This window comes from Nocardioides sp. Soil805, from assembly GCF_001429625.1.
GTDB lineage: Bacteria > Actinomycetota > Actinomycetes > Propionibacteriales > Nocardioidaceae > Nocardioides.
In genome coordinates this window covers 586,136-610,298 of record NZ_LMSU01000001.1, presented here as the reverse complement: position 1 = coordinate 610,298, position 24,163 = coordinate 586,136, and the positions used below count along the sequence as shown (strand labels likewise).

At 73.4% G+C, this 24,163-nt stretch carries 23 protein-coding genes; 17 read left to right on the top strand and 6 right to left on the bottom strand.

Translation table 11 applies throughout. The annotated features are described in order from the left end of the window. Nucleotides 1-26: 26 nt before the first annotated feature. Nucleotides 27-1,142, top strand: a complete 1,116-nt coding sequence (locus ASG94_RS03030) for a D-alanine--D-alanine ligase family protein (protein WP_056924932.1) — start codon at nucleotides 27-29, stop codon at nucleotides 1,140-1,142. A gap of 13 nt (nucleotides 1,143-1,155) precedes the next feature. Here ASG94_RS03030 and ASG94_RS03025 read toward each other — a convergent pair whose 3' ends face one another. Both ASG94_RS03025 and ASG94_RS03020 read right to left on the bottom strand, forming a co-directional pair. Then, nucleotides 1,156-1,575 (bottom strand): DUF3515 domain-containing protein, encoded by a 420-nt coding sequence (locus ASG94_RS03025; protein WP_162260779.1) that lies wholly within the window; start codon nucleotides 1,573-1,575, stop codon nucleotides 1,156-1,158. Between the two features lie 71 nt (nucleotides 1,576-1,646). Further along, complete coding sequence (locus ASG94_RS03020) at nucleotides 1,647-1,883, bottom strand: Lrp/AsnC ligand binding domain-containing protein (protein ID WP_056885646.1); 237 nt, start codon at nucleotides 1,881-1,883, stop codon at nucleotides 1,647-1,649. Between the two features lie 66 nt (nucleotides 1,884-1,949). Between ASG94_RS03020 and ASG94_RS03015 the strand changes: the two genes are divergently transcribed. Beyond that, complete coding sequence (locus ASG94_RS03015; RefSeq protein ID WP_056924930.1) at nucleotides 1,950-2,912, top strand: thiamine-phosphate kinase; 963 nt, start codon at nucleotides 1,950-1,952, stop codon at nucleotides 2,910-2,912. A gap of 77 nt (nucleotides 2,913-2,989) precedes the next feature. Here ASG94_RS03015 and rpmB read toward each other — a convergent pair whose 3' ends face one another. Beyond that, nucleotides 2,990-3,175, bottom strand: a complete 186-nt coding sequence (rpmB, locus tag ASG94_RS03010) for a 50S ribosomal protein L28 (protein ID WP_056885645.1) — start codon at nucleotides 3,173-3,175, stop codon at nucleotides 2,990-2,992. Between the two features lie 179 nt (nucleotides 3,176-3,354). Between rpmB and ASG94_RS03005 the strand changes: the two genes are divergently transcribed. The 9 genes from ASG94_RS03005 (at nucleotide 3,355) to ASG94_RS02965 (ending at nucleotide 11,176) form a co-directional block, all read left to right on the top strand. Then, a complete protein-coding gene (locus ASG94_RS03005; protein WP_056924929.1) occupies nucleotides 3,355-4,989 on the top strand; it encodes a DAK2 domain-containing protein in 1,635 nt (544 codons plus the stop codon). A 4-nt stretch (nucleotides 4,990-4,993) separates the two neighbouring features. Then, nucleotides 4,994-7,201, top strand: a complete 2,208-nt coding sequence (locus ASG94_RS03000; RefSeq protein ID WP_056924928.1) for an ATP-dependent DNA helicase RecG — start codon at nucleotides 4,994-4,996, stop codon at nucleotides 7,199-7,201. Further along, on the top strand, nucleotides 7,198-7,803 hold the full coding sequence (rsmD, locus tag ASG94_RS02995; protein ID WP_056924927.1) for a 16S rRNA (guanine(966)-N(2))-methyltransferase RsmD: 606 nt from the start codon (nucleotides 7,198-7,200) through the stop codon (nucleotides 7,801-7,803). Before ASG94_RS03000 ends, rsmD begins: the two co-directional genes overlap by 4 nt. A gap of 8 nt (nucleotides 7,804-7,811) precedes the next feature. Beyond that, a complete protein-coding gene (gene coaD, locus ASG94_RS02990) occupies nucleotides 7,812-8,300 on the top strand; it encodes a pantetheine-phosphate adenylyltransferase (protein WP_056926251.1) in 489 nt (162 codons plus the stop codon). Nucleotides 8,301-8,392: 92 nt separating this feature from the next. Next, a complete protein-coding gene (locus tag ASG94_RS02985) occupies nucleotides 8,393-8,968 on the top strand; it encodes a YceD family protein (protein WP_056924926.1) in 576 nt (191 codons plus the stop codon). A gap of 43 nt (nucleotides 8,969-9,011) precedes the next feature. Next, on the top strand, nucleotides 9,012-9,197 hold the full coding sequence (gene rpmF, locus ASG94_RS02980; RefSeq protein WP_056924925.1) for a 50S ribosomal protein L32: 186 nt from the start codon (nucleotides 9,012-9,014) through the stop codon (nucleotides 9,195-9,197). Continuing rightward, a complete protein-coding gene (gene rnc, locus ASG94_RS02975; RefSeq protein ID WP_082623892.1) occupies nucleotides 9,118-9,933 on the top strand; it encodes a ribonuclease III in 816 nt (271 codons plus the stop codon). Before rpmF ends, rnc begins: the two co-directional genes overlap by 80 nt. Nucleotides 9,934-9,942: 9 nt before the next feature. Next, a complete protein-coding gene (mutM, locus tag ASG94_RS02970) occupies nucleotides 9,943-10,902 on the top strand; it encodes a bifunctional DNA-formamidopyrimidine glycosylase/DNA-(apurinic or apyrimidinic site) lyase (protein WP_056924924.1) in 960 nt (319 codons plus the stop codon). 70 nt (nucleotides 10,903-10,972) lie between these two features. Next, nucleotides 10,973-11,176, top strand: a complete 204-nt coding sequence (locus ASG94_RS02965; protein ID WP_056924923.1) for a hypothetical protein — start codon at nucleotides 10,973-10,975, stop codon at nucleotides 11,174-11,176. 16 nt (nucleotides 11,177-11,192) lie between these two features. Here the strand turns inward: ASG94_RS02965 and ASG94_RS02960 are convergent, their stop codons facing one another. Beyond that, the gene (locus tag ASG94_RS02960) at nucleotides 11,193-11,624 is read right to left on the bottom strand and encodes a hypothetical protein (protein ID WP_056924922.1); all 432 of its coding nucleotides are present in this window, start codon (nucleotides 11,622-11,624) and stop codon (nucleotides 11,193-11,195) included. Between the two features lie 126 nt (nucleotides 11,625-11,750). Here ASG94_RS02960 and ASG94_RS02955 point away from each other — a divergent pair, with 126 nt between their 5' ends. Then, nucleotides 11,751-13,007: an MFS transporter gene (locus tag ASG94_RS02955; RefSeq protein WP_056924921.1), complete on the top strand. Its 1,257-nt coding sequence runs from the start codon at nucleotides 11,751-11,753 to the stop codon at nucleotides 13,005-13,007. A gap of 54 nt (nucleotides 13,008-13,061) precedes the next feature. Then, entirely contained in the window at nucleotides 13,062-14,450 is a 1,389-nt protein-coding gene (locus ASG94_RS02950) for an FAD-binding oxidoreductase (RefSeq protein WP_056924920.1), read from the top strand. Nucleotides 14,451-14,461: 11 nt separating this feature from the next. Here the strand turns inward: ASG94_RS02950 and ASG94_RS02945 are convergent, their stop codons facing one another. Continuing rightward, entirely contained in the window at nucleotides 14,462-15,286 is an 825-nt protein-coding gene (locus ASG94_RS02945) for a class I SAM-dependent methyltransferase (protein ID WP_056924919.1), read from the bottom strand. Nucleotides 15,287-15,448: 162 nt separating this feature from the next. On the opposite strand from ASG94_RS02945, the gene smc reads away from it, so the two are divergent. The 4 genes from smc to ftsY all read left to right on the top strand — a co-directional run bounded on the left by smc (nucleotide 15,449) and on the right by ftsY (nucleotide 21,137). Beyond that, nucleotides 15,449-19,024 (top strand): chromosome segregation protein SMC, encoded by a 3,576-nt coding sequence (gene smc / locus ASG94_RS02940; RefSeq protein WP_056924918.1) that lies wholly within the window; start codon nucleotides 15,449-15,451, stop codon nucleotides 19,022-19,024. A gap of 192 nt (nucleotides 19,025-19,216) precedes the next feature. Then, nucleotides 19,217-19,669, top strand: a complete 453-nt coding sequence (locus ASG94_RS02935; RefSeq protein WP_235537104.1) for an acyl-CoA thioesterase — start codon at nucleotides 19,217-19,219, stop codon at nucleotides 19,667-19,669. A gap of 96 nt (nucleotides 19,670-19,765) precedes the next feature. Next, complete coding sequence (locus ASG94_RS02930; RefSeq protein WP_056924916.1) at nucleotides 19,766-19,945, top strand: hypothetical protein; 180 nt, start codon at nucleotides 19,766-19,768, stop codon at nucleotides 19,943-19,945. 31 nt (nucleotides 19,946-19,976) lie between these two features. After that, nucleotides 19,977-21,137: a signal recognition particle-docking protein FtsY gene (ftsY, locus tag ASG94_RS02925; protein WP_056924915.1), complete on the top strand. Its 1,161-nt coding sequence runs from the start codon at nucleotides 19,977-19,979 to the stop codon at nucleotides 21,135-21,137. Between the two features lie 107 nt (nucleotides 21,138-21,244). Here ftsY and ASG94_RS02920 read toward each other — a convergent pair whose 3' ends face one another. Next, a complete protein-coding gene (locus tag ASG94_RS02920) occupies nucleotides 21,245-24,163 on the bottom strand; it encodes a glycosyltransferase (protein WP_156411390.1) in 2,919 nt (972 codons plus the stop codon).

Below are 24,163 nucleotides of genomic sequence, written 5' to 3'. Positions count from 1 at the left end.
CAGCGTAGGCCGATAGGGTCAGCACAATGAACGAGCCCCGCAAGCCCCGCGTCGCCGTCGTCTTCGGCGGTCGGTCCAGTGAGCACGGCATCTCCTGCGTCACGGCCGGCAGCGTCCTGGCGGCCATCGACCGGGAGCGGTACGACGTGGTGCCGGTCGGCATCGCCACGGACGGTCGCTGGGTGCTCGAGGCCGACGACCCGGCCCGCCTCGCCATCGACGGCAAGGACCTGCCCGAGGTCGACGGCAGCCGGGCCATGGTCGCGATGCTGGGCGCCGAGGGCGAGACCGACCTGGTGATCACCCGGGCCGCCCAGGTCCCCGAGGTCGTCGGCGAGGTCGACGTCGTCTTCCCGCTCCTTCACGGTCCGTGGGGCGAGGACGGCACCCTCCAAGGGATGCTGGAGATGGCCGGCGTGCGCTACGTCGGCTCCGGCGTGCTCGCCTCCGCCGTCGGCATGGACAAGGCCTTCATGAAGGTCGTCCTGGCCTCTGCGGGGCTGCCCGTCACCCCCGGCACCACCGTCACCCGCAGCGAGTGGGAGACCGACCCGGCCGGCGTGCTGGCCCGGGTCGAGGCGCTGGGCTTCCCGGCGTTCGCCAAGCCGGCCCGTGGCGGCTCCAGCATCGGGATCAGCAAGATCCACGACGCCTCCGAGGTGGGCGAGAGCCTCGAGCTGGCCTTCGAGCACGACCCCAAGGTCCTCGTCGAGCAGGCGATGGTCGAGGCCCGCGAGGTCGAGTGCGGGGTGCTGGGCACGCGCGACGGCGCGCCCGAGACGAGTCGTCCCGCCGAGGTCCGCACCGGCGGCGACCACGAGTTCTACGACTTCGAGGCCAAGTACCTCGCCGACCAGCAGACCGAGATCGACCTGCCCGCCGACCTGCCCCCCGAGGTCGAGCAGGAGCTGCGACGCCTCGCCGTCCGCGCCTTCGACGCCCTGTCGTGCGAGGGTCTGGCGCGCGTCGACTTCTTCGTGATGCCCGACCACTCGCTGGTCATCAACGAGCTCAACACCATGCCCGGCTTCACCCCGACCTCGATGTTCCCGCAGATGTGGGCCGAGTCGGGCGTGGACTACGCGGCCCTGGTGGACCGGCTGATCACCCTGGCGCTGGAGCGCGACACCGGCCTGCGCTGAGCGTCGACAGGGCTCACTTGCAGGGCTCGGTCGGCTCCAGCTCGGAACGCACCGGCTGCGCGAGCTCGGTGAGCATCTGGTCGACCCCCGCGTCACGCTCGGCCGCGGGCACGTGCAGCGCGACGTACGGCGTGTGCGTCAGCGCCGTCGCGGTGGCGTCGCCGCCGAGGTCCTCGAGCTCGGCGTCGGGGACGAACCACCCGACGTTGCGGATCTCGAGGCACGGCGCGTACTCGTCGTACTCCTCGGGCCGGTCCACCCCGCAGGTCAGCTCGATCTCGCCCCACGCGGCGGTGCGCTCGTCACTGTCGGTCATCGCCACGCCGGCCAGCGTGTCGGGCAGGGCGTCGACGAGGTCGGCACAGGCGGATGCCTCGCCTCCGCTGAGGTCGCGCAGGTCGGGCTGGTCGGAGCAGCCGGCTGCGGATGCCACCAGGACGCAGGCCATCGCGAACGCAGCTGCGCCCCGCGTCCGGAGGGACGCGGGGCGCACGGTCTGCGGTGTCAGATGTGGACGACGGGGCACGTGAGCGTGCGCGTGATGCCGTCGAGGCTCTGCACCTTGGAGACGACCAGCTTGCCGAGCTCGTCGACGTTGCGCGCCTCGGCGCGGACGATGACGTCGTAGGGGCCGGTGACGTCCTCGGCAAGGGTGACGCCCTTGACCTGGGCGATCGCCGCGGCGACCTCCGCGGCCTTGCCGACGTCGGTCTGGATGAGGATGTAGGCCTGGACGACCATCTGGACTCCTTGCTGCTCGGATGTGTCGTCGGCCAACCTACCGCGTCGTCTGATGTGATGGGAGGCATGTCATCCCCCGCCTCGAACCCGCCCGACACGACCATCGCCGATGCCGGTGAGTTCGGCCTGATCGAGCAGCTCTCGGGCATCTTCGCGCAGGGCGAGCACGTGCTGATCGGACCCGGGGACGACGCCGCGGTGCTGCGCATCCGCAACGGCCACGTCGTCGTCTCGACGGACCTGATGGTCGAGGGACGGCACTTCCGCCGCGACTGGGCCAGCGCGGAGGACGTGGGCCACCGCGCGGCCGCGCAGAACCTCTCCGACGTCAACGCGATGGGTGGGCGGGCGCACTCGCTGACCATCGGGATGGCCATGCCGGCCGACCTCCCGGTCCAGTGGGCGCTCGACTTCGCCCGCGGCTTCGCCGACGAGGCCGCCCTGGTCGGTGCGAGCGTCGTCGGGGGGGACGTCACGCGGGCCGACGAGGTCGTCATCGCCGTCACCGTGATCGGGGCCTGCACGCAGGCGCCCGTGGTCCGCAGCGGCGCCGAGCCCGGCGACGTGCTCGCGCTGCACGGCCGCCAGGGCTGGGCCGCCGGGGGACTGGCCGTGCTCGGCCGCGGGTTCCGCTCCCCGCGGGTGCTGGTCGAGGCCTACCGCCGTCCCGAGCCGCCGTACGACGCTGGACGCATCGCCGCCGAGGCCGGCGCGACGGCCATGATCGACATCTCCGACGGCCTGCTGGCCGAGGCCGGGCACCTGGCCCACGAGAGCGGTGTCGCGATCGACGTGCGCAGCGACGCCTTCGAGATCGCCGAGCCGCTGACCGCCGTCGGCGCGGCGCTCGGCGCGGACCCGCTCGGCTTCATCCTCGGCGGCGGGGACGACCACGCCCTGCTGGCGACCTTCTCCGACCGTGCGTCCGTGCCCGACGGCTGGCTCGTCGTGGGCGAGGTCAGCGACGGCGAGGGCGTGACGGTCGACGGGGCGGCGTACGACGGCCCCACCGGCTGGACCCACTTCTGACGGCGGGCGTCGCCCGCACGGACGACGAAGGCCCCGTCCCAGCAGGGACGGGGCCTTCGACGACGATTGTCAGCAGGTCAGCGCGAGACCTTGCCGGCCTTGAGGCAGCCGGTGCAGACGTTCATCCGCTTGGGCGTGCCGTTGACGGTCGCCCGGACGCGCTGGATGTTGGGGTTGAAACGACGCTTGGTGATCTTGCGCGACCAGGGACGGTTGTTGCCGAAGCCCGGCTTCTTGGCGCAGATGTCGCAGACGGCAGCCACCGTGCACTCCGATCAGTTCGAGGATTCTCCAGATGGGGCCCGCGGAGATGTCAGCGGGCAACCTCGCCAGACTATCCGACGACCACGGATGGCATGAAATCGAAGCTGTCGGTGACTGGCACTACCCTGTGGCACTCGCACCGATCGGCACAGGGCCAGCACAGGGGAGGCACGCAGGGATGGAGACCGTACCCCACGGCATCTCGACCTCCTCGATCCTGCGTTTCGTCGACATCGCCTCGGACGCGCTCGGAGGGGCACGTGAGGAGATCGACGCCCTCAACGTCTACCCCGTGCCCGACGGCGACACCGGCACCAACATGTTCCTCACCGTCTCCGCGGCCCGCGACGCCCTGCGCGAGGCGGTCGGGAGGCAGCCCGACCTCCCCCTCGGTGACGCGCTGGCCGTGCTGTCCCGGGGAGCCCTGCTGGGCGCGCGCGGCAACTCCGGCGTCATCCTGAGCCAGATGCTCGGTGCGTACGCCGCCCGGTTGCGGCAGGCGTCCGCCGGCGAGCGCAACGCCCGCATCGTCGCGGAGGCCATGCAGCAGGCGACGGACGCGAGCTACGCCGCGGTCGGCCGTCCGGTGGAGGGCACCATCCTCACCGTGGCCCGGGCCGCCTCGGACGCCGCGATGGGGCGTGCCGGCGACGACGGAGCCCGGGCTCGCGACGTGTTCGTCGCCGCCGCGGCCGCGGCGCGGGAGGCGCTGCTCCACACCCCCGAGCAGCTCCAGCAGCTGGCGGACGCCGGCGTCGTCGATGCCGGGGGGCGCGGCCTGTGCGTGGTGCTCGACGCCGCGGAGACCGTCTCGACCGGCCGTCGGCCCGAGCCCGTCACCCTTACCGGCCACCGCATCCCGGTCCCGCATCCCATCCCCGGCGACCACCTCACCGAGGACGGCCCGGCATACGAGGTGATGTACCTCCTCGACGCCCAGGACGACGCGATCGGGCCGCTGCGTGCCGCCCTCGACGGCCTCGGCGACAGCCTCGTCGTGGTCGGCGGGGGAGGCCTGTGGAACGTCCACGTCCACGTGGACGACGTGGGTGCGGCCATCGAGGCCGGCATCGAGGCCGGCCGCCCGCACCGCGTCCGCGTCACCCACTTCGCCGAGCAGGTCGCCGACGCGCGCCGGGTGCCGGCCACCCGGCAGCGGGCGGTGGTAGCGGTGGCCGCCGGTCCCGGCCTGGCCGCGCTCTTCGAGGGAGCCGGGGCGGTCGTCGTGCACGGCGGCCCCGGTCGCCGCCCCTCGACCGGTCAGCTCCTCGAGGCGATCCACTCCTGCGGTGCCGGCGAGGTCGTGCTGCTGCCCAACGACGCCGACTCGGTGCGGGTGGCCGAGATCGCGGCTCGCACCGCCGAGCAGGAGGGCGAGGTCCGCGTCGAGGTGATCCCCAGTCTCGCCCAGGTGCAGGGGCTGGCCGCGCTGGCCGTCCACGAGCCCGGCCGCACCTTCGACCAGGACGTCCGCGAGATGACCGCCACCGCCCGCCACGCGCGGCACGGGGCGGTGACCGTGGCCGCCCGGCAGGCGATGACCATGGCCGGACCCTGCGAGCCCGGCGACGTGCTCGGCGTGATCGCCGGCGACTTCGCCGTGGTGGGCACCGACCTCGACGCGGTGGCGGCCGACGTCGTGGAGCGGCTGCTCGGCGGCGGCGGCGAGCTCGTGACGCTGGTGGCCGGCGAGGGCGGGGCCGACGTCGCGGCCCGCGCCGCGGCGTACGTCGAGAAGGCCCACCCGCACGTCGACGTCACGGTCTACGACGGGGGCCAGGAGCGTTACCCGCTCCTGGTCAGCGTGGAGTAGCCCCATGGTCGCGATCACCCCGGACTCGCCCGTCGCGGCGGTCTTCGGGCGCAGCCACGCCAAGCGCAAGCTCGTCGAGGAGGGTCTCGGCATCCGCACGATCGGCGAGCTGCTGCACCACCTGCCCCGGCGCTACGTCGCGTCCACCGAGCTGTCCGAGGTCGCCGAGCCGGTCGTGGGCCAGATGATGTCGGTCGTCGGCGAGGTGGCGTCGTCCCGGGTCACCGAGTTCTGGGCCCACAAGAAGAAGCAGTTCCGCACCGAGGTCCGCATCCGCACCAACGGGCTGGACTTCACGCTGTCCTTCTTCAGCCCGTACGCCGCGCAGGCCGAGAAGTACGCCGCCGAGATGCGCCCGGGCAGCCGGGGGCTCTTCACCGGCAAGGCCAAGCTCTTCCACCACACCTGGCAGCTCGAGCAGCCGCACCAGCTGATGTTCGGCGAGGACGGGGAGGCCGCCTCGCTGCCGAGGCTGCTGCCGGTCTACCCGCTGACGCACCGGCTCTACGTCTGGGACCTCATCCGCGTCATGGCCATCGCCCTCGACCTGGTCACCGGGGTGACCGACGTGCTGACCCCCGAGCTGCGTCGCGAGCACGACGTGCTCGACATCATGACCGCCCTGCGCCTGGCGCACCGCCCCGACGACTACGCGCAGGTCGGCGCCGCCCAGAAGCGGTTCCGCTTCGAGGAGGCGCTGGTCCTCCAGCTGGTGCTCGCCCGTCGCCGGGCGGCGCAGCGCGCGCTGGGGGCCCGTGCCCGCACGGGCGGGGGGAGCCTGCTGGAGCGCTTCGACGCACGCCTGCCCTTCGAGCTGACCGCGGGCCAGCGCGAGATCGGCGACCTCGTCGAGGAGGAGCTGGGCCGCGACCACCCGATGAACCGCCTCCTCCAGGGCGAGGTGGGCTCCGGCAAGACCCTGGTCGCGCTGCGCGCGATGCTGCGGGTGGTCGACTCCGGCGGTCAGGCCGTGCTGCTGGCGCCCACCGAGGTGCTGGCCCAGCAGCACCACCGCTCGATCAGCGCGATGCTGGGCGACCTCGCCCAGGGCGGCATGCTCGGCGGGGCCGCCGACGGCACGTCAGTGGTGTTGCTCACGGGCTCGATGGGTAAGACTGCGCGAGACAGGGCACTGCAGCAGATGTCATCGGGGGAGGCGGGGATCGTGATCGGCACCCATGCCTTGCTCGAGCAGTCCGTGGACCTCGCCGACCTGGGCCTCGTGGTCGTCGACGAGCAGCACCGCTTCGGCGTCGAGCAGCGCGCAGCCCTCACCGACAAGGCCGGCACCCCGCCGCACGTCCTGGTCATGACCGCCACGCCGATCCCGCGCACCGTCGCGATGACCGTCTTCGGCGACCTCGAGACGTCCGTGCTGTCCGAGCTGCCCGCCGGCCGGGCCCCCATCCAGACCAACGTCGTCCCGCTCGCCGAGCAGCCGACCTGGATCTCGCGGGTCTGGGAGCGGGTCCGCGAGGAGGTCGCCGCCGGCCATCAGGTGTACGTCGTGTGCCCCCGCATCAGCGGCGACACCTCGGAGGAGGGCGAGCGCGACCAGGTCGACGTCGACGAGGACGGCGAGGTCGTCACCACGCGCCGCGCGCTCGCCGCGGTCGAGGACGTGCACGCCGAGCTCACCGCGGGTCCGCTCGCCGGGCTCCGGGTCGCCGTGCTCCACGGTCGGCTGGGCGCCGACGACAAGGACCGCACCATGCGCGCCTTCGCCGCCGGTGACATCGACGTGCTGGTCTCCACGACCGTCATCGAGGTGGGTGTCGACGTCCACAACGCCACCACGATGGTGCTCCTCGACGCCGACCGCTTCGGCGTGTCCCAGCTCCACCAGCTGCGCGGTCGCGTCGGGCGAGGCGGCCTGCCCGGACTGTGCCTGCTGGTCTCGCGCGCGGAGGCGGGCTCACCGGCCCGCGACCGCCTGGACGCGGTCGCGGGGACCACCGACGGCTTCGAGCTCAGCCGCATCGACCTCGAGCAACGCCGCGAGGGCGACGTGCTCGGCGCCAACCAGTCCGGCTTCCGCTCCAGCCTCGTCAGCCTGCGCGTGCTGCGCGACGCCGCCACGATCGACCGGGCCCGGGACGCGGCGGAGTCCCTCCTGGCCGCCGATCCCGACCTCGCCGCCACCCCCGACCTCGCCGCCGCGGTGCAGGCGATCGAGCTCTCGAGCGCGTCAGGGTTCCTGGAGAAGTCGTGACGCGGATCATCGGGGGCAGTGCCGGGGGACGCCGGCTGGCGACACCGCGCGGGTCGCAGACGCGTCCGACCAGCGACCGGGTGCGCGAGGCGCTCTTCTCGGCGGTGGAGGCGTGGTGCGGCTCCCTCGACGGCCTGCGCTTCCTCGACCTGTACGCCGGCTCGGGCGCGGTGGGGCTCGAGGCCTGGTCGCGAGGGGCCGGGGTGGTCACGCTCGTCGAGCAGGACCGTCGTACCGCCGCCCTGATCTCCCGCAACGCCGCGACCCTGGGCTTCACCCGCGCCGACGTGCTCAGCCAGACGGTCGCGGCGGTGCTGCGCAAGCAGCCGACCGCGCCCTACGACGTGGTCTTCATGGACCCTCCCTACCCGCTGCACGACGACGAGGTGGTCGCGGTGCTCACCGCGCTGGTCGAGGGCCGGTGGCTGGTGCCGGGCGCCCTGGTGGTCGTGGAGCGCGCCTCGCGCGGTCCGGCGCTCGCCTGGCCCGAGGGGCTGGTGGGGGAGCGGTCGAAGAAGTACGGCGAGACGATGCTTTGGTACGGTCACCGCGCCTCGAGGGACCCCGGTCCGGAGGCGACACCAGCGCCGACGGAAGGCTGATCGTGCCCCTGCACCGAGCCGTGTGCCCCGGGTCGTTCGACCCGGTCACCAACGGCCACCTCGACATCGTGGAGCGAGCCGCCGGCCTCTTCGACGAGGTGGTCGTCGCCGTGGGGGTCAACGCCTCCAAGAACCGCCTCTTCTCCGCCGACGAACGCATCGCCATGCTCACCGAGGCGTGCGCCGGGTGGGACAACGTCCGCGTCGACGGCTTCACCGGCCTGCTCACCGACTTCTGCCTGGCCCACGACGTCCACGCGATCGTCAAGGGGCTGCGCGCGGTCAGCGACTTCGACTACGAGCTCCAGATGGCCCAGATGAACTCGTCCCTGGCCCCGATCGAGACGGTCTTCGTGCCCACCAGCCCGGAGTGGTCCTTCCTCGCGTCCTCGCTGGTCAAGGAGGTCGCGACCTTCGGCGGCGACGTGTCCGGGCTGGTCCCCGACTTCGTGCTGGAACGGCTGACCGCCAGACTGGCCGAGCGCGAGCAGGGCTGACTCGGCTCCGTGACCGGCCGTTTTGCCCGACCAGACACGCGGCGGCTACGATTCCGAGGTTCTGTTTGTGTCCGGACACCGGAAGTGACTTCATGACCAGCCTGGACCCGAGAGCGCCGCTCGTGCTCGATACTCGCGAGCTCGGCCGCCGCCCGGGGTCCCAGCGGGACGTCGTCATCACGGTGCCGGCGCCGGCAGAGCTCGGTATCGAAGTCCTGCGTGTCCCCGAGGGGTCGCCGGTCCAGTTGGACCTGCGCCTCGAGGCGGTCATGGAGGGAGTGCTGGTCACGGGCACGGCAACCGCCGCGCTCGAGGGTGAGTGCGCACGGTGCCTGGAGCCGATCGACGACGAGGTCGACGTGACGCTGCAGGAGCTGTTCGTGTACGCCGACCAGCACGACAAGGCCGTGGAGCACGACGACCACGACCTCGACGACGAGACCAGCAGGCTCGAGGACGACCTGCTCGACCTCGAGCCCCTGCTGCGGGACGCGGTGGTGCTCGCACTACCGTTCACCCCGTTGTGCGAGGACGACTGCCCCGGACTGTGCGCCGAGTGTGGGGCGCGGCTGGCGGACGACCCCGACCACTCGCACGAGGAACCGATCGACCCGCGCTGGGCCGGGCTCACCGCCCTGACGCAGGACCAGAGCACCACCACAGACTGACCAACCGGACGTCCGTCCGGCTCGAAGCAAACAGGAGATAACAGTGGCTGTCCCGAAGCGGAAGATGTCGCGCAGCAACACGCGCCACCGCCGGTCGCAGTGGAAGGCCGTGGCCCCCACCCTGGTGACCTGCGCCAACCCCGCCTGCGGTGCCAAGCACCTCCCGCACCGCGCGTGCGGCACCTGCGGTCAGTACGGCGCGCGCGCCGACCGTCGCCAGGTCCTCTGAGACCACCTCTCATCAGAGAACTGACGGTTCACTGACCACCGAGGACCTGCGCCGAGCGCTCGGTGATCCGATCCTGGATCCCGGGCTGCTCGACCGCGCCCTGACGCACCGGTCCTTCGCCTACGAGAACGGCGGCATCCCCACCAACGAGCGCCTGGAGTTCCTGGGCGACTCGGTGCTGGGGGTCGTCGTGACCGAGACGCTCTACACCACGCACCCGGACCTCTCCGAGGGCCGGCTGGCCAAGCTGCGCGCCGCGGTCGTCAACGCGCGCGCCCTCGCGGGCGTGGCCCGCGACCTCGACCTCGGCCGGCACATCAAGCTGGGCCGCGGCGAGGAGACAACCGGCGGTCGTGACAAGGCCTCGATCCTGTCCGACACCGTCGAGGCGGTCATCGGGGCCATCCACCTCTCCGGGGGCATCGAGGCCTCCGCCGAGGTGGTGCACCGCCTGTTCGACCCGCTCATGGAGGAGGCCGCCTCGATGGGCGCCGGGCTCGACTGGAAGACCTCCCTCCAGGAGCTGTCGGCCACCTTGGGCCTCGGAGTGCCGGAGTACGTCATCGAGGACGACGGCCCCGATCACATGAAGACCTTCGTCGCCCGGGTCCGGGTCGGTGAGGAGCACTACGGCCACGGCACCGGGCGCTCCAAGAAGGAGGCCGAGCAGGGTGCGGCCAAGACGGCGTACGGCGAGCTGACCGACGCCCACCCCGAGCTCGTCGCGCAGCCCTGACGCCCGCCCGTGCCTGAGCTGCCCGAGGTCGAGGTCGTCCGCGCCGGCCTCCAGCGCCACGTCACCGGCGCGCGCATCGACGGCGTCGAGGTCTTGCACCCGCGCCCGCTGCGCCGCGATCCCCGGGGGAGCGACGGGTTCGTCGCCGCCCTGGTGGGCCACCGGATCGAGGCCGTCCGCCGCCGGGGCAAGTACTTCTGGCTCGCCCTCGACGCCGACGGCGACGCCCGCGCCGACGGCGCGGCCACCGACGGCGCGGCCCCCGGCGACGCGCTGCTCGCGCACCTGGGGATGAGCGGCCAGATGCTGCTGCACCACCCGGGCGCACCCGACGAGCGGCACCTGCGGGTGCGCTTCACACTGGGCACCGACGACGGCCCGCTCGAGATGCGCTTCGTGGACCAGCGGATGTTCGGCGGCCTGCTGGTCTCCGACGGGGGCGCCGAGCTGCCCACCGAGATCGCCCACATCGGCCGCGACCCGCTCGACCCGGAGTTCGACGAGGCCGACTTCGTACGCCGCGTGCGTCGACGCGCCAGTGCGATCAAGCGCCAGCTGCTCGACCAGTCCCTGGTCTCCGGGGTCGGCAACATCTACGCCGACGAGGCGCTGTGGCGCGCCCGCATCCACGGTGAGCGGCCCGGCGACAGGCTCACCGCCGCCCAGGTGCGCGAGCTCGTCGGCCACGCGCGCGAGGTGATGACCGACGCCCTCGCGCAGGGCGGTACGTCGTTCGACGCGCTCTACGTCAACGTCAACGGCGAGTCCGGCTACTTCGACCGCTCGCTGCACGCCTACGGGCGCGAGGGGGAGCCCTGCGAGCGCTGTGGCACCCCGATCCGCCGATCCGCCTTCATGAACCGCTCGTCGTACTCCTGCCCGACCTGCCAGCGCCCCCCGCGGCGTGCCTCGAGTCGGGCCTCGGATCGGGCCTCGGGTCGTCCGCCGCGACGCGCCGACGCCCGTTGACCCCCCGCCACCTCGGTGGGACTCTTGTAGATGGCCCGGTTCCGGGCGTCCCCACCGAAAGGGCTGATCCATGGCCAAGGCGTTGATCGGCCACCTGGCCGGCGACCCGCGCACGACCGCCCGCCTCGCGTCCGACAACCGTCGGCTGCGCGCACGCGTCACCGAGCTGGAGACCCTGGTCCTCCGGCTGCAGGCCGAGAACGACCAGCTCGAAGCACGCCTCCAGGGCGCGCGGACGGCGGCCGCCCTCGACCCGGAGATGCTCCCGGCCTGAGGGCGACCCCCGGCCCTCAGACCCGCTTGGCGCGCATCGTGGCGCTGTCGCCGCTGCGCGGCTCCGTCCAGGTGACCTTCAGCCGCGCCCCGTCGCGGCGGGCCTTGACGTTGACCGGCGACACGCAGGTCTCGCCGCCGGCGGGGTCGCGGGTGATCCGCTCGCGGAACCGGTACGCGCCGCCCGAGCGGCCCTTGAAGGTCCACCGTCCCGAGCAGGTGCCCGGGTAGGTGACGCGGCCGACCCAGCGGCCGCGGTCGTTCTTCCTCAGCGTCACCTTGGCGGCGTACCCGGCGGCGGCGCCGTTGTCGCCGTACACCGAGCCCTTCCAGGTGCCGGCGATGGACGTGCCGCGCTCGGCGGTCCCGGGCAACGTCGCGTCGGCCGCGCCGACGGGAACGAGCAGGGCGATGGCGGTCGTGGCGACCACCCCTGTGGTGCGGATCATCGAGTCCCCCTTGACTGATGTCGGCCGGCCTGTCCGGCCCGGCTCAGTATCACCGCGGACGTCGACCTCGGGAAGGGCGGAATATCCGTGGGGGTGAGGGCGCGTCCCGACTAGGCTCCTGCTCTTGTGAGCCCCGCCAGCCGCGTCGTCGAGACGGTCTTCCCGCAGCGCCTCGGCACGTCGTTCCGCTGGCTGGTCGCCTCGTCGTGGACCACCAACCTCGGCGACGGGCTGATGATGGCCGCCGGGCCGTTGCTCGTGGCCTCCCAGACGCGCAACCCGGTGCTGGTGGCGGCCGCCGCGATGTCGTTCCAGCTGCCGTGGCTCGTCTTCGGGCTCGTGGCCGGGGCGATGGCCGATCGCCTCGACCGGCGGGTGCTGGTGATGGCCATGGACGCAGCGCGCGCGATCGTGCTCGCGGGGCTCTGCGCCGTGATCCTGACCGGCGAGGTCAACATCTGGCTGGTCATGGGCGCGATGTTCCTCGTCGGGTTGGCCGAGGTGTTCGCGGACTCCGCGACCGGCACCCTGCTGCCGATGCTGGTCGACAAGCCCGACCTCGGCATCGCCAACGCGCGCATCCAGGTCGGCTTCCTCACCGCCAACCAGCTCGCCGGTCCGGCGCTGGGCGCGGTGATCTTCGCGGCCGGGATGGCGCTGCCCTTCATGATCCAGACCGTGTGCGTCGCGCTGGGCGTCGTGCTGGTCTCCCGCATCGGTACGACGCGTGGCGCGGTGCGCGAGCACGTCGAGACCCACGTCCGCCAGGACATCGCCGAGGGGGTGCGCTGGCTGGCCGGCAACAAGCCGGTGCGCACCCTGGCCCTGGTCATCGTGGCCTTCAACATCACCTGGGCGGCCCCGTGGTCTGTCCTGGTGCTCTGGTCCCTGGAGCGGGTCGGCATGGACGAGGCCGGCTTCGGCCTGCTCACCACGGCGTCGGCACTGGGCGGACTGCTGGGGACGGCGCTGTACGGGCGCGTGGAGCGGCGGGTGCCGCTGGCCACCCTGATGCGCACGGTGCTGGCGTGCGAGGTGGTCTTCCACCTCGCGATGGCGCTGACGACCTCGCCGTGGGCGGCGTACCCGCTGATGTTCTTCTTCGGGGCCTACGCCTTCATCTGGGGCACGCTGTCGCAGGCCGTCAGGCAGCGGGCGGTGCCCCGGGAGTTCCAGGGCCGGGTCGGCTCGGTCTACATGCTGTGCGTGATGGGCGGCATGCTCGGCGGCTCGCTGCTCGGCGGCCTGATCGCCCACCGGTGGGGGGTCACCGCTCCCTGGTGGTTCGCGTTCGTGGGCTCCGGGCTGACGCTGGCGCTGGTCTGGCGGCAGCTCGGGCACATCGCGCACGCAGACGAGGAGACGGTGCGGGCGGTGGCCTGAGCCTCGTCGCGCGGTCACCCGCAGGGTGGTTGCCGGTCGTGGTTGCATGGCGCCATGGCCGTCGCACCCCCCGAAGTCCTGTCCGAGGCACTCGCAGCGCTGGTCGCCGCGCTGCCCGACGCGGTCGTGGTGACCGATCCCGCGCGCACCGAGAAGTACCGCCGGGACCGGTCGCAGGACCCGGACGCCGGCACCCCGCTGGCCGTGGTCCGGGCCGAGGACGCGGGCCAGGTGCAGACCGCGGTGCGGTGGGCGGCCGAGCACCGGGTCCCGGTCGTGCCGCGCGGGGCGGGCACCGGGCTGTCGGGCGGGGCCAGCGCCCTCGACGGCGGCATCGTGCTCAGCCTCGAGCGGATGACCGCGGTCGAGGTGGACACCGACTGCCAGGTCGCGGTCGTCGAGCCGGGCGCGCTCAACCAGGCGGTCAAGGCGGCCGCCGCCGCGGAGGGGCTCTGGTACCCGCCGGACCCGGCGTCGTACGAGATCTGCTCGATCGGCGGCAACATCGCCACCAACGCCGGTGGGCTCTGCTGCGTCAAGTACGGCGTCACCACCGACTACGTGCTCGGGCTCGACGTGGTCCTGGCCGACGGCACGCTCGTCACCCTCGGCGGACCACGGATCAAGGACGTGGCCGGGCTGCCGCTCCTCAAGCTGTTCGTCGGCAGCGAGGGGACCCTCGGCATCGTCACCCGGGCGATCCTGCGGCTGGAGCCCGCCCAGGTCGTCGGCGCCACGATGGTCGCCGCTTTCCCCACGATGACCTCCGCGGCACAGGCCGTCGTCGCGATCCGCGGCCGGCTGCGGCCCTCCATGCTCGAGCTGATGGACCAGCCGTCGATCCGGGCCGTCGAGTCCTTCCGACCGATGGGGCTGGACACCGACGCGGGTGCGCTCCTCGTCGCCCAGAGCGACGCGCCGGGTACGGCGTGCGCCGCCGAGGTGGACGCGATGCGGGTCGCCTGCGAGGCAGCAGGGGCCTCCGACGTCTTCGTCACCGACGACGCGGAGGAGGGCGAGCTCTTCGTCCGGGCCCGGCGGACGGTGGTCCCGGCGGTCGAGCCGCTGGGCGAGCTGATGCTGGAGGACGTCGGGGTGCCCGTGCCGCGGCTGCCCGAGCTGGTCGACGCGGTGGCCGGGATCGCCGCCCGTCACGACCTGCTGATCCCGGTGGTCGCGCACGCCGGGGACGGCAACACCCACCCGCTCATCATCGTCCCGCGCGGCGACGACGACGCCCGGCTGCGGGCTCTCGCGGCGTTCGACGAGATCATGGACGCCGCCATCGCCCTCGGCGGGACGATCACGGGCGAGCACGGCGTCGGGCGCACCAAGAAGCAGGCGCTCCCCGCCCAGCTGGGCGACGACGTGATGGCGCTGACCCGTCGGGTGAAGGACGCGCTGGACCCGAGCGGGATCCTCAACCCCGGCGCGATCCTCTAGCTCCCGGTCCGTCAGGGACGGGCGATCGTGCAGCGCACGTCGGTCCACCAGCGCAGCTGGTCCCGCTCGGACCGCTCCTCGAGGAGCGGATCGACGGACTCACGCAGGGTGTGGAGGGTGCCGTGGCGCTCGTGCGCCTCGAGCAGCACCCGCTGGCCCTGCGACCACGTCCAGGCCCACCACTGCTCGACGTCCTCGAAGACGACCTCGACCCGGACCTCGGTGGTGACGACGTCGCCGTACCCGTGCGCGCCGAGGAGCCTCTCGAGCGAGGCAGGCGACTCGAAGGGGCCCGACGTCGTGACGTTGCGCGGGGGCCGGTCCTCCTCGGGCAACCCGCCGACGAGGGCGGCGTACACGGGGGCCCACGACTCGTCGGCGGCACCGAACCACGTCAGTCCGAGCCGTCCGCGGGGTGCGAGCGCGACGCGGTAGCGGTCGACGGCGGACGCGAGGTCGGGCAGGAAGAAGAGGACGAGGCTGGCCTGGATGACGTCCCACGGCCCGACCGGGGGGTGCTCGGCGTCGCCGACCTCGGCGCTCAGCCACGGGAGGTCGCCGGACCGGCTGTGGAGTCCCGCCACCATCCGCGGGGCCAGGTCGGTGGCATGCACGCACCCGCTCGGGCCCACGGCGCGGGCTGCGAGGAGCGCGCTCGCTCCCCGGCCGCAGCCGAGGTCGAGGACGCGTTCGCCGTGCCGGGGCGCGGTCCGGTCGACGAGGGAGCGGGCGACCGTCCCGAAGAACGTCACGCCGACCTGGTCGTACGTCTCGGCGGCACGGTCGAACACTCCGATCATGCCGGTCGGAGGATCCCCGGCGGTGGGCTCGCTCACCGGATCACTGTGACAGGTGCGGACGGTGGCGGTCGAGGTCCCCGGAAGGACGTCCGTCGCCACATAGTCTGAGGTGGCCGTCGCTTCCCCCGGTGTCTGAGAGGATGCCGCGATCGCCGTACCACCCGACCACGCGCCGACGCCGAGAGCCAGGGGAGCACGTTGTACCTCAAGAGCCTGACGCTCAAGGGCTTCAAGTCCTTCGCGTCCTCCACGACGCTGCAGCTCGAGCCCGGCATCACGTGCATCGTGGGACCCAACGGCTCCGGGAAGTCCAACGTCGTGGACGCGCTCGCGTGGGTGATGGGTGAGCAGGGTGCCAAGTCCCTGCGCGGCGGCAAGATGGAGGACGTCATCTTCGCCGGCACGTCCGGTCGTCCGCCGCTGGGCCGCGCCGAGGTGCAGCTGACGATCGACAACTCCGACGGGGCGCTGCCGATCGACTACTCCGAGGTGACGATCAGCCGCACGATGTTCCGCAACGGCGGGTCGGAGTACGCCATCAACGGCAGCTCGTGCCGCCTCCTGGACGTGCAGGACCTGCTCAGCGACTCCGGGATCGGCCGCGAGATGCACGTCATCGTCGGGCAGGGCCAGCTCGACACGATCCTGCACGCGACGCCGGAGGACCGGCGCGGCTTCATCGAGGAGGCCGCGGGCGTCCTCAAGCACCGCAAGCGCAAGGAGAAGGCGCTCCGCAAGCTCGACTCGACCGACGGCAACCTCACCCGGCTCAACGACCTCCTCACCGAGATCCGCCGCCAGCTCAAGCCGTTGGGACGCCAGGCCGAGGTCGCCCGCAAGGCCGCCACCGTGCAGGCCGACGTCCGCGACGCCCGCGCGCGGCTCATCGCCGACGACCTCGTCACCGCCCGGACCGCGCTCGAGCAGGAGATGGCCGACGAGAGCGTGCTGGTGGAGCGCCGCGAGCACGTCGAGGCCGAGCTGGCCCGCGGCCGCGAGCGCGAGGCGGCGCTGGAGGCCGCCCTGCGGGAGGACCTGCCCGCGCTGTCCGCCGCCCAGGAGACGTGGTTCGCGCTCTCCGGGCTCAAGGAGCGGCTGCGCGGCACCCAGTCGCTGGCCGGCGAGCGGATGCGCAACGCGGCCGGTGCGGCCGACGACACCGTCGACTCCGGGCGCGACCCGGACCGCCTCGAGGCCGAGGCCGAGAAGGTCCGGCGGCAGGAGGCCGAGATCGGCGCGGAGGTCGAGCAGTCGCGTGCGGCCCTCGAGGCCGCGGTCGCCGCACGGCGTACGGCGGAGGACGCGGCCGCCGAGGAGGACCGGCGGATCGCGGGGCTCCAGCGCGCCGCCGCCGACCGCCGCGAGGGACTGGCCCGCCTGCACGGCCAGGTCAACGCGCTGAAGTCCCGCTCCGCCGCGGCGGACGAGGAGATCGGTCGCCTCGAGCAGGCCCGCGAGGAGGCCGTCGCCCGGGCCGATCGCGCCCAACGCGACTTCACCGCCCTCGAGACCAAGGTCGCGGGCCTCGACGCCGGCGAGGAGGGGCTCGACGCCGAGCACGAGGACGCGGTCGCCGCGCTCGACGACATCGACGAGCGGCTGGCCCAGGCCCGCGAGGAGGCCCAGCAGGCCGACCGGGACAGGGCCGGGCTCGTCGCCCGCCGGGACGCCCTCGAGATCGGTCTCAACCGCAAGGACGGCGCCGGCGCCCTGCTCGCCGCCACCGACCGGGTCTCCGGGCTGCTCGGGTCGGTCGCCGCCGTGCTGTCGGTGAAGGCCGGCCACGAGGCCGCCGTGGCCGCGGCGCTCGGCTCGGTCGCCGACGCCGTCGTCGTGACCGGCCCGGACGCCGCCGTCGACGCCATCACCCACCTCAAGGACGACGACCTCGGGCGCGCCGGGCTGCTGCTCGGGGGTGCCCCCGCACAGGCCCGCGACTGGCCCGCCCTGCCGGGCGGGGCGACGTACGCCGTCGACGTGGTGGAGGCCCCCGACGACCTCGCCGGGGCGCTGACCCGTCTGCTGCACCAGGTCGTCGTGGTCGCCGACCTCGACGCCGCCCGCGCCCTCGTCGCCGACCTGCCCGACCTCACCGCCGTCACCCTCGACGGCGACCTCATGGGCGCGCACTACGCCGCAGGCGGGTCCTCCGCGCAGCCCAGCCTGCTCGAGGTCCAGGCGGCCGTGGACGAGGCGACCCTGGCCCTGGGCGAGGCCACGGCGCGCACCGAGCGGCTCGGCTTCGTGATCTCCGGGCTGGAGGCCGAGCGTCACGACGCCCTCAAGCGGGCCGACGTGGCGCTGGCCAAGCTGCACGAGTCGGACGCCACCCTCGCTGCGGTCGCCGAGGAGCTGGGACAGTACGGCTCGCTCGCCCGGTCCGCCCGCGGCGAGGCCGAGCGCCTCGAACGTGCCATCGTCACGGCCCGGGAGGCCCGCGACAAGGACCTGGCGGGCCTCAGCGAGCTCGAGACCCGGCTCGCCACCGCCGAGGACGCCCCCGACCCTTCGACGGGGCTCAGGACGGGCGAGGAGCCGGACGCGACCGAGCGCGAGCGCCTCGTCGAGGCCGCCCGGGCCGCGCGCCAGGGGGAGATGGACGCCCGCCTCGCCCTGCGCACCGCCGAGGAGCGGGCCCGGGCGCTGCACGGGCGCGCCGACTCCCTGACCCGGGCCGCTCGCGCGGAGCGCGAGTCCCGGGCCAAGGCCGCCGAGCGGCGCGAACGGCTGCTCCGCGAGGGCCGGGCCGCCGAGGCGGTCGTGGCCGCGGTCGGCGTGGTGCTCCACTCCCTCGAGCGCTCGGTGATGCTGGCCGCGGACCGGCGCGCGGAGGTCGAGCAGTCCCGGCAGGAGCGCGAGCAGCAGCTGCTCGCCGTACGCACGACCCTGCGCGACCTCGGCCGGGAGCACGACGAGCTGGTCAACTCGGTGCACCGCGACGAGATGGCGCGCGCCCAGCAGCGGATGCGCATCGAGCAGCTCGAGGAGCGGGCGCTCGAGGAGCTCGGCATGGACGTCGACGGCCTCGTCGCCGACTACGGTCCGCAGACCCTCGTGCCCTTCAGCGGCGAGGTGGCCGAGGGGGAGGAGGCGCCCGAGCCGGTCCCGTTCGTCCGCGAGGAGCAGCAGAAGCGGCTCAAGGCGGCCGAGCGCCAGCTCGCCATGCTGGGCCGGGTCAACCCCCTCGCGCTGGAGGAGTTCAACGCGATGGAGGAGCGGCACAAGTTCCTCACCGAGCAGCTCGAGGACCTGCGGCGCACCCGCAAGGACCTCCTCGACATCGTCCGCGAGGTCGACCAGCGGGTCGAGCAGGTCTTCACCGAGGCGTACGCCGACGTGTCCAAGGCGTTCGACGCGACCTTCGCGCGACTCTTCCCCGGCGGCGAGGGGCGCCTCGTGCTCACCGACCCGTCCGACATGCTCTCGACCGGGGTCGAGGTCGAGGCCCGCCCCCCCGGCAAGAAGGTCAAGCGCCTCTCGCTGCTCTCGGGCGGCGAGCGCTCGCTGGTGGCGGTGGCCTTCCTGGTGGCCCTGTTCAAGGCCCGGCCGTCGCCCTTCTACATCCTCGACGAGGTCGAGGCGGCCCTCGACGACACCAACCTGGGCCGGCTGCTGCAGATCTACGAGGAGCTGCGCGAGAACTCCCAGCTCCTGGTCATCACCCACCAGAAGCGCACCATGGAGGTCGGCGACGCGCTCTACGGCGTCACCATGCGCGGCGACGGGGTCTCCGCCGTGATCTCGCAGCGGCTCGAGAGGTCCGCGACCGCCTGACCGGCCGCCGACCGGGCGCTTCCTGGCGCGTAGGACGTGCCGAGCGGGCACTTCGTGGCGCGTAGGACGTGCCGAGCGGGCGGTTTCGTGCAGCTCGGACCGCGACTTCGGGGGAGTGCGAGCCAGCGACCCCGTACGGGCAGCGCGGACCACCCCATGGCCCGGACGGTCCGAGCACCTAGGGTGGCCGCCGTGAGCGAGCGAGCCCCCCTGCCGACCCGTGCCGACTACGTCGCGTGGCGCACCGTGACCACCCGCTGGCGCGACGACGACGCCTACGGCCACCTCAACAACGCGACGTACTACGAGCTCTTCGACACCGCGGTGAACGCGCACCTCTTCGAGGCCACCGGCACCAACGTGCGGCACCTGCCGCAGATCGGCGTCGTGGCCGAGACGTCGTGCCGCTACTTCCGCGAGATCGGCTTCCCCGACCCGATCGAGATGGGCCTGGTCGTCGACAAGGTCGGCACGTCCTCGATCGTCTACCGGATCGGCCTCTTCCAGGGCGACTCCGAGGAGGCCGCGGCCGAGGGGCGCTTCGTGCACGTGTACGTCGACAACGAGCACGGCGCCGGCCAGCGCCCCGTCGTACCGATGCCCGACGTGATCCGCGCCGCCGTCGAGCCGCTGCTGCGTGCCTGACCCAGTGCGACACGTGGAGGACCCGCCGCAAATGGGGATCGGTGCGCCGCTGTGCCACGCTGGAGGCCAGGTCCGCCGTACTCGGGAGATGAATACATGCTCGTGATCACCTTGGTGATGCTGTTCGTGCTCGTCGCGGCCGTCGCCGTCGTCGCGTACGTCGCCTACCCGCACCGCGGCGAGGAGCTGCCGGTCGTGCCCCAGGTCGGCAGCGCCATGCGCAAGGGCGTCGACGCCCTGCCGACGATCGGCGAGTACGAGGACATCCGCGCCTGAGCGCATCCGCACCGTCTGGTTGGATTGCCCCATGGGTGACTGGCTGTATCTGATCATCGGCATCGCCGTCGTCGGCGTACTCACGCTCGTCGGGCTCGTCACGTCGGCGGGTCGCCGCCGCAGGGGCGTGCCCCCGGGCGGTGGCACCGACGTCATCACGCGCCCGGAGGCGCCGACCGAGGCGCCACCGACCGAGGCACCGCCGGCCGAGGCGGGCGTGGAGACCGCACCGCCGGTCGAGGCCGCGCCCGAGGCCCCCACCCTCGAACGGCCCGAGAGCACCGCCAGCCGCCTGGTGCGGCTGCGTCAGCGGCTCTCGCGGTCGCAGGGCACCCTGGGTCGCGGACTGCTCGCCCTGCTGAGCCGTGACCGGCTCGACGAGGACACGTGGGAGTCGATCGAGGACACCCTCCTCACCGCCGACATCGGCGTCGCCCCCACCCAGCAGCTGGTGGACCGCCTCCGCACCCGGCTGCGGGTCGAGGGCAACACCGCCAGCGACGCCCGCGAGGTGCTCCGTGAGGAGCTCATCGCGCTCGTCGACCCCGACATGGACCGCCGCCTGCAGGTGAGCGGCACCGACGGCCGGCCCGGCGTGGTGCTCGTGGTCGGCGTCAACGGCGCCGGCAAGACCACCACCGTCGGCAAGATCGCCCGGATCCTGGTCGCCGAGGACCGCACCGTCACGCTCGGTGCGGCCGACACGTTCCGCGCAGCCGCCGTCGACCAGCTCGCCACGTGGGGTGAGCGCGTCGGCGTCGAGGTGGTGCGCGGCCCGGAGGGCTCCGACCCCGCGAGCGTCGCCTTCGAGGCCGTCAAGCAGGGCGTCGAGCAGGGCGTCGACACCGTGATCGTCGACACCGCCGGACGCCTCCAGAACAAGGCCGGCCTCATGGACGAGCTCGGCAAGGTCAAGCGCGTCATCGAGAAGCAGGCCCCCGTCACCGAGGTGCTGCTCGTCCTGGACGCGACGACGGGTCAGAACGGAATGATCCAGGCCCGCGTCTTCTCCGAGATCGTGGACGTGACCGGCATCGTGCTGACCAAGCTGGACGGCTCGGCCAAGGGCGGCATCGTGGTCGCCGTCCAGCGTGAGCTGGGCGTGCCGGTCAAGCTCGTCGGGCTCGGCGAGGGCGCCGACGACCTGGCGCCCTTCGACTCCGGGGCCTTCGTCGACGCACTCCTCGGCTGACACCACCGCCCCCGCATGTAACGCTCCGTTACGAGAGCTCCACACCCCATCGACGGGGGGTGGAGCGTGTGTGACGGAGCGTTACACGTGTCGGGCGGCGTCCGACCTCAGCGCTCGCGGGCCCGCAGGGCCCTGACCGCGTCCTCGACCAGCGTCGCGGCGCGCTGGTCGAAGGTGTGCTCGGCGATGACCCGCCGGGCCAGCTCGCGCCGGGTCTCGTGGTCCGGGAAGGCGGCGTACGGCGGTCGCACGAGGCGGGCGAGGTCGTGCTCGTCGGCGAACGGCTGCACGAGGGCGCCGAACGTCTCGTCCAGCCCCGACACCTCGTCGGTGGCGATCCGGGCGCCACAGGCGGCCGCGTCGAAGAGCCGGTTGGACAGGAACGAGTCCCGCCGCATGTCGACGTGGTGGTCGTTGAGCACCACGCCCGCCGTGGCGTAGAGGACTCCGACCTCGTCGTTGGGCACCCCGCTGGAGGCGACCATCTGGGGGTCGAGGTACTCGTCCCAGTCGGCGCCGTGGACGGTGAGGTCGGTCTCGGCGGCCAGCGCGGTCCGCACCGCGTGCCGGAAGACACCACGGGAGTTGCCGACGAACAGCACCGCCGGCCCGGTGTCGGGCACCCCGCGGTCGGGGTGGAAGTAGCGGGGGTCGGTGCACTGGAGCAGCGGCGCCACGTGCAGCCCCCAGTCGCGGCGCACCTGCGCGGGCCAGCTCACGCTGGCGGCGTACACGAGGTCGAAGCCCTTGACCTCCGCGGCCGTCACCAGGTCGGGGTGGCTGATGATCCACTCCATGTTGAGGGCGTGGGGGTGCGGCGGGACGAGGTCGAGCCCGCGCAGCACCAGGACGACGTCGTCGTGGTCGCGGGTCGCGCGGTCCCGCGCGTCGCGGGAGTCGACGGACACGTCCTGGCCGCACCGCTCGAGCGCGGCGGCGAGCGAGCGGGCGAAGTGGGTGTCGCCCCACCGCTCGCCCCGGGGACCGGCGGGCGCCGCGGTGTCGATGGTCCAGCGCAGCCGGGGCGGGCTCTCGTCGATCCCGCGCACCGCGCGCACCACCTGCTCCTGCAGCAGGACCGAGTCGGACTCGGGGTCGTCCGGGTCGGCAGCCACCCGCCGGGTGCGGACGCCGGTCACGTCGAAGCCGACGGCACGCCACAGCTCGGGGGTGTGGTCCTCGGGCACCTGGTGGCGTCGCGAGCGCAGGGCGGAGAGGGCGACCTTGAGGTCGGCCGGGTCGGCGTACGCCGTCCGCGAGGTGACCGTGACGTCCGGCACGAGCACGCTCGCGCCGGCGCCCGACGCGAGGGCGCGCAGCCCCAGGTCGGTCTCGGCGAGGACGTCCTCGAAGAGCGGGTCGAGCCCTCGCAGGGCGGTGAGCCGGTCGGCCTGCAGCGCGACGACGGGGGAGGCCGGGGCCGGGATCTCGGTACGCCCGAGCCGGCGCGCGTCCGAGGCGGGATAGCCGGTGAGCAGCAGCCCGAGCCGTTCGTCGCCGCGCGGGAAGGTGGCACCGGCCGACAGGACCAGCCCGCGCCGGTCGAGGACCAGCGGCTGGACGAGGGCCACCCCGTCGTCGTGGACCGCATCGGCCAGGGCGCGGACGATGCCGGGCGCCGGCTGCGCCTCGGGACGCACCAGCACGACCGCGTCACCGGTGCTGTGGGCGATCCCGATGTCCATGGCCGAGGTGATCGACGTGCCGGCGGGGACCGAGACGGCGGTGACGCCGGGCAGGAGCGCGGCGAGGGCCGAGGTGAGCAGGTGGGGTCCGCGACGGTCGCGCGCGGTCACGACGACGATGTCGACGTCCGGCCCGCCCGCGAGCAGCCAGTCGATCGTCCCGCGGCTGCCCGCCCCCATGGGGAGCACGACGCTCGTCTGCCCGACGACGCGTGCCGTGGCCTGGGCGGCCTCCCAGTTGACCGTCTGCGGGGTGTCCTCGGTGACGCCGCGCAGCAGGACGAGGGGGTTGGCCCAGTCGAGGTCGCCGGCGCGCAGGCGGCGTACGAGGTCGGCGACCGTCTCCTCCGAGTCGCCCTCGTCGAAGCCGTCGAGGGCGGTCAGCACCGAGCGACGCAGCAGCGTGGTGCCGAGGTCGAACTGGGAGGCGGTGACCAGCTCGCCGGACAGCCGCGTCTCGCGGCCCGGGAAGGCGTGCACGGCCGAGCGGTCGCCGGCGCGCAGCACCCCGACCGCACGGGCGAGGAACTCGGGGTGCCACAGGTGGCCCGGCTCGAGGAAGGCGACGAACTCGCCGCGGGCGCGCTGCAGGCCGCGGTTGAACGTGCGGCCCAGCTGGGTCCGCGAGCCCATGATCACGCGTACGCGGGCGTCGCCCGCGGCGACGTCGGAGGCGATGGATCCGGTGGCGTCGATCGAGCCCCGGTCGAGGACCAGCAGCTCCCACTGGTCGAGGGTCTGCGCCTGGAGCGCGGCCACGGTGGGGCCGAGCAGCGGCCCGACGTCCTGGGCGCTCATCAGCACGCTGACGACCGGTCCGGGCGTCTCGGGTGAGTGCTGGTGGGCGCCGGGGTTGGCGTCCAGGTAGGACAGCACCTGCCACTCGCGCGCGGCGCGCAGCGCGTTGTCGCGGAACTCGCCCCACGAGATGTGCGGGTAGCCCCGGCGCACCGGCAGCGGGGTGTCGCGGGTGGCGTGGGCCGCCCACCAGGCCAGCGGGCCGAACTCGTGGTCCCGGGCGGCGGAGTTCTCCTCGTGGATGCGCTCGGTGTTGATGAGGGGGTGCGGCGCCAGCCGGTTGCGGCGGGGTCCCTCGGTGACGTACCAGAGCGACGGCGGGAGGTCGCCGGCCTGCCACACGCCCTTGCCGGGGAGCCAGGTGGCCTCGAAGAGCGGGTGCGGAGAGATGTCCGGGGTGTTGATGACCGCGCGGGCGGCGTCCTCGGGGGTACCGGGCTCGGTGCCGAGCTGGGCGGCGATCCAGTCGAGGTCCAGCAGCCCCGAGGCCACCAGGTCGCGGGCCGAGTGCCGGGCCGCCGAGCTCATGGGGGGTTCGATCAC

Coding starts and splice junctions, on each gene's coding strand:
- ASG94_RS02950 (WP_056924920.1), top strand. CDS start 13,062: ATGGCCGTCGCACCCCCCGAAGTCCTGTCCGAGGCACTCGCAGCGCTG.
- ASG94_RS02960 (WP_056924922.1), bottom strand. CDS start 11,624: ATGATCCGCACCACAGGGGTGGTCGCCACGACCGCCATCGCCCTGCTC.
- ASG94_RS03015 (WP_056924930.1), top strand. CDS start 1,950: ATGTCATCCCCCGCCTCGAACCCGCCCGACACGACCATCGCCGATGCC.
- ASG94_RS02965 (WP_056924923.1), top strand. CDS start 10,973: ATGGCCAAGGCGTTGATCGGCCACCTGGCCGGCGACCCGCGCACGACC.
- ASG94_RS03005 (WP_056924929.1), top strand. CDS start 3,355: ATGGAGACCGTACCCCACGGCATCTCGACCTCCTCGATCCTGCGTTTC.
- ASG94_RS03030 (WP_056924932.1), top strand. CDS start 27: ATGAACGAGCCCCGCAAGCCCCGCGTCGCCGTCGTCTTCGGCGGTCGG.
- ASG94_RS02930 (WP_056924916.1), top strand. CDS start 19,766: ATGCTCGTGATCACCTTGGTGATGCTGTTCGTGCTCGTCGCGGCCGTC.
- ASG94_RS03020 (WP_056885646.1), bottom strand. CDS start 1,883: ATGGTCGTCCAGGCCTACATCCTCATCCAGACCGACGTCGGCAAGGCC.
- ftsY (WP_056924915.1), top strand. CDS start 19,977: ATGGGTGACTGGCTGTATCTGATCATCGGCATCGCCGTCGTCGGCGTA.
- ASG94_RS03000 (WP_056924928.1), top strand. CDS start 4,994: ATGGTCGCGATCACCCCGGACTCGCCCGTCGCGGCGGTCTTCGGGCGC.
- ASG94_RS02985 (WP_056924926.1), top strand. CDS start 8,393: ATGACCAGCCTGGACCCGAGAGCGCCGCTCGTGCTCGATACTCGCGAG.